The sequence below is a fragment of the Mitsuokella sp. UBA4253 genome (assembly GCF_002395285.1).
Lineage (GTDB): Bacteria > Bacillota > Negativicutes > Selenomonadales > Selenomonadaceae > Mitsuokella > Mitsuokella jalaludinii.
The window spans coordinates 1-3,798 of record NZ_DGWR01000005.1 but is presented as its reverse complement, the minus strand read 5'-3'; the positions used below and the strand labels follow the sequence as shown (position 1 = coordinate 3,798).

The window sequence follows — 3,798 nt, the reverse complement described above, 5'->3', positions numbered from 1 at the left end:
GCGCAGTCGGCATCTCCCGATAGTCGGGGTACTTTACGTCAGCCTTCAGCAAGCGGTCGATTTCGCCATAGCGCAGCCATTTGCCATCGTCGATGAACGCCTGGCGAATCAGGAAATTCCCGTGATTGTAGAGGTTCTTGGAACGATGACAGAATTCACGCAACATGGCATAGAACGGTGAAGAAGGTTTAAGCCGGTGGTGTTCCACTCGTTTCATCATCCTCTATCGCCTCCTTGATCTTCTGCAGACTTTTGCGATTGGAATACAGCTTCATAGAGTAGCAATGCAGCAGATTCACGATTTCTTCAAAGATTTCCTGCGAGTCAAGCTTTTCGGACCCGACTTCGCTCATGACGACAATCTCACAGTTGTACTTCTGAAACAGGTAGTAGAACAAGTCGTAGCCGACGCGCGACAATCTGTCCTTGTACGTCACGACCACACGCTCGACACGCCCCGCAAGGACATCGTCTAACAGAGCGAACAATCCCTTCCTCTTCTCGAAGCTGATGCCGCTGGCGATATCTAAGAATACACCGTTGATGGTATAGCCATTTGCAAAGCAGAACTGCTTGAGCAGCTGGATCTGGTTCTTGAGGTCAGGCTTCTGCTTTGGCGTAGAGACACGAGCATAGATGTAAGTCTTGCGCTTCACGTCCTTGTTGAGGAACTTGTAGACATCTTCCTCGTTGTAGTCATAGTGGCCGTTCGGCATGACATGAATACGGATAATCCCTGTCTTGACGTACTTCGTGAGTGTCGGCCTAGAAACCTGCAAGACGCGAAGAACATCTTTCGCAAACATGTGGACCCCTCCTCTATAGATAATTATAACATATTTTAATATAATCATCTATAGATTTGGTGTGGTTAATTTTATATCTTTACTATACGGGAAGGTACACACCCTGACAACAAAAAACAGCCTGCCGATAAGACAGGCTGTTATACAGGTCAGAAGGCATTCTCTCAGAAGCTTGCCTGGAAGACGAGGTTCATGAGGAACAGGAAGCCGAGTCCGTAGCTCAGGGCGTGGAGTTCACGCGAGCGGCCGTTCATGAGCTTCAAGAGCGGATAAGCCGTGAAACCGAAGGCAAGTCCCGTCGAGATGCTGCCTGAGAGCGGGATCAGCACGACGACGAGAAAGGCCGGGAACCACTCCGAGAAGTCCTTGAAGTCCATGTGCTGGAGCTGCTGCATCATCATCGCACCTGTGATGATGATAACCGGCGCGATGGCCGCCTGCGGCACGTACGACAGCAGCGGGATGAAGAACAGCGAGGCGAGGAACAGCACAGCTGCCGTGAGCGCCATGAGGCCCGTGCGGCCGCCGCTGGCAATGCCTGCCGCACTCTCTGCCGCTGCGACAGTCGGGCTCGTGCCGAGCAGGCTCGAGAGAATTGTCGTCACGGCCGAGCCGCGAAACGTGCGCGAGAACTTCGAGCGGTCCGGCAGGATGCCTTCAAGCAGGCCCATCGTCTCAAAGATCATGATCATCGACATCGAGAAGACGGAGAGCAGGAACGGGATGCTCAGGACATTGTGGAAATCCGCCTGCAGCAAAAGCTGCGGGTAGTCGAAGATGTGCGCGAAGTCGAGGTCGAGAGGCGTCGGATCCTTGAGACCGAAGACCTGCGCCACGCCCGTCGTCACGAGGATAGCCAGGAAGAAGCTGCCCGTCACGCCGCGCAGGTAGAGCGCCAGGCTCAGGACGAGGCCAAAGAGCGCCAAGAGGGCCATCGGGTTCGTCAGCGAGCCGAGCTCGATGATGGAGTTTGCCCCCGAGCGGATGAGCTGCGCCTTCTCCAAGCCGATCTCGACGAGGAACAGGCCGATGCCGGCCGTGATGGCGCACTTGAGCGAATTCGGCACGGCGTGCGCGATGCGCTCACGCCATTTCGTGCAGGCGACATAGGCGAAGATCAGGCCGGAGACGAGCGAGATGGCGATGGCCTCCTGCCAGGCAAGCCCCATCTGAACACAGACGGTGTAGGTGAAGAAAGCGTTGATGCCCATGCCCGGCGTCAAGACAATCGGCGCGTCGGCCACAAAGGCCATGATCAGGCAGCCGATGATGGACGAGAAAATCGTCGCAAAGACCGAGAGCTCTGCCGGGATGCCAGCATCAGCCAGGATGATCGGATTGACGACAATGATGTAAGAGATCGCGAAAAAGGCCGTGATGCCAGCCAGGATCTCCTTTTGCCATAAGCGGCGGTCCTTGAGGACGCCACCGAATAAAGCCTGCATTCTTTTCCCTCCTGATGTTCCTGAATACACTTGAATGTTCGTGAAATGTTCGTGATTTGACTTCATATATCTAGTTTAGCGAAAAAGCCCCAAGATAAAAAGGACAGCGGTCCGCGTGTCCTAAATATTTTTTCTATCCATTATTCAGAAAGTTTTCGCCAGCAAGATTTTACGCTATAATAGAGGAAAGCACCGTAGAGAAGCGCATCAATCAAACGTGAAGAACATATACAGATAAAGGGGAGATTTCATTGAAGCTGGAACAAGTGATTGAATTCATGCCAGAGAGCATCCGGCCTCAGGTCAGTCGCCGCACCTTCCGGCCCGGCGAATTCGTCGTGCGCAAGGGAGAGCGTGCCGATCATGTCTACATCCTGACCAAGGGTACGACCCGCGTCAGCAATGAATTCGCCAGTGGGCAGCGCTATACCTTCGCACAGCAGAACGTCCCTGACCTCATCGGCGACCTCGAGGTCCTCGCTGGCCAGGAATATTTCTCGGCAACGAACGAGGCCCTGACAGAATGTGAAGTCCTCGCCATGACAGCCGAGACATTCAAGAAATGGATGCGCCGCGACAACCATTTTGCCTGCGCCATCGCGCAGCAGCTCGCCTCCAAGATGTACCCGACCTCCAACGAGAACGGCCAGATCAAATTCCAGCCGAGCCTGCAGCGCCTGCAGGAGTACCTCGTCAAGCGGGTGCAGCTCTCACCGTCCGAGCACTTTGTCCTGCGCACGAGCCGCCAGCAGATTGCCGACGATATCGGCACGAGCGTCAAGACGGTCAACCGCGGCGTCAGCAAGCTGCGCGATGCAGGGCTCATTACCCTGCTCCACGGCAAGATTTCCATCAGCGTCGAACAACAGAAGAAATTACGTGAGCTCAAATTGGAAGACGATTGACTCACGTGAAAAGCGGCCGCAGCAGATGCTGCGGCCGTTTTTATTCGACGATGCACTTGTTCATGCTCATACTGTTCATGCTTTCTCTGCGGGCAGCTCCGACGTGCAGTGCGGGCAGCGCGTCGCATCATCCGCAATTTCCTGACGGCAGTACGGGCAGAGGCGTGCGGCCTTTGCTTCCTTCTTCGGCATCAGGCGATTGACCTGCTTGATCAGCAGGAAGATGGCGAAGGCAACGATCAGGAAGTCGACGACCGCATTGAGGAATGAGCCGTAGGCGATGACAGGCAGCCCCGCATCGCGCGCCTCCGCGAGTGTCGCAGCCGGCGTGCTGGAGAGGTTCAGGAAGAGATTGGAAAAATCCACGCGGCCGAGCACGAGGCCAATCGGCGGCATCAGGATGTCATTGACGAATGACGTGACAATCTTGCCAAAGGCAGCACCGATGATGATACCGACGGCCATGTCCAGGACATTGCCGCGCATAATGAATTTCTTGAATTCCTCGATCATGAAAATCCTCCTCATAAAATGACATAGAATAATGACACGCTTCCATTTTAGCACACGCCTGAGTGAAAGCATATAGCCGTGCACAAAAAAGAGCTCCGCCTCAGCGGAGCCCTTGCTCAACCGGCAACT

The 3,798-nt window shown here is 54.6% G+C and carries 4 protein-coding genes; 1 reads left to right on the top strand and 3 read right to left on the bottom strand.

Annotated features, from left to right (window positions below; genetic code table 11):
• Positions 1–188: 188 nt before the first annotated feature.
• Both B2X55_RS03280 and B2X55_RS03275 read right to left on the bottom strand, forming a co-directional pair.
• A complete protein-coding gene (locus B2X55_RS03280; RefSeq protein ID WP_286820867.1) occupies positions 189–806 on the bottom strand; it encodes an IS607 family transposase in 618 nt (205 codons plus the stop codon).
• 164 nt (positions 807–970) lie between these two features.
• Positions 971–2,251, bottom strand: a complete 1,281-nt coding sequence (locus B2X55_RS03275) for an NCS2 family permease (protein WP_270529135.1) — start codon at positions 2,249–2,251, stop codon at positions 971–973.
• A 266-nt stretch (positions 2,252–2,517) separates the two neighbouring features.
• On the opposite strand from B2X55_RS03275, the gene B2X55_RS03270 reads away from it, so the two are divergent.
• Positions 2,518–3,156, top strand: coding sequence for a Crp/Fnr family transcriptional regulator (locus B2X55_RS03270; RefSeq protein WP_286820865.1), 639 nt, complete (start codon positions 2,518–2,520; stop codon positions 3,154–3,156).
• A 75-nt stretch (positions 3,157–3,231) separates the two neighbouring features.
• Here B2X55_RS03270 and mscL read toward each other — a convergent pair whose 3' ends face one another.
• Complete coding sequence (gene mscL, locus B2X55_RS03265; protein WP_414683483.1) at positions 3,232–3,675, bottom strand: large conductance mechanosensitive channel protein MscL; 444 nt, start codon at positions 3,673–3,675, stop codon at positions 3,232–3,234.
• Positions 3,676–3,798: the final 123 nt, after the last annotated feature.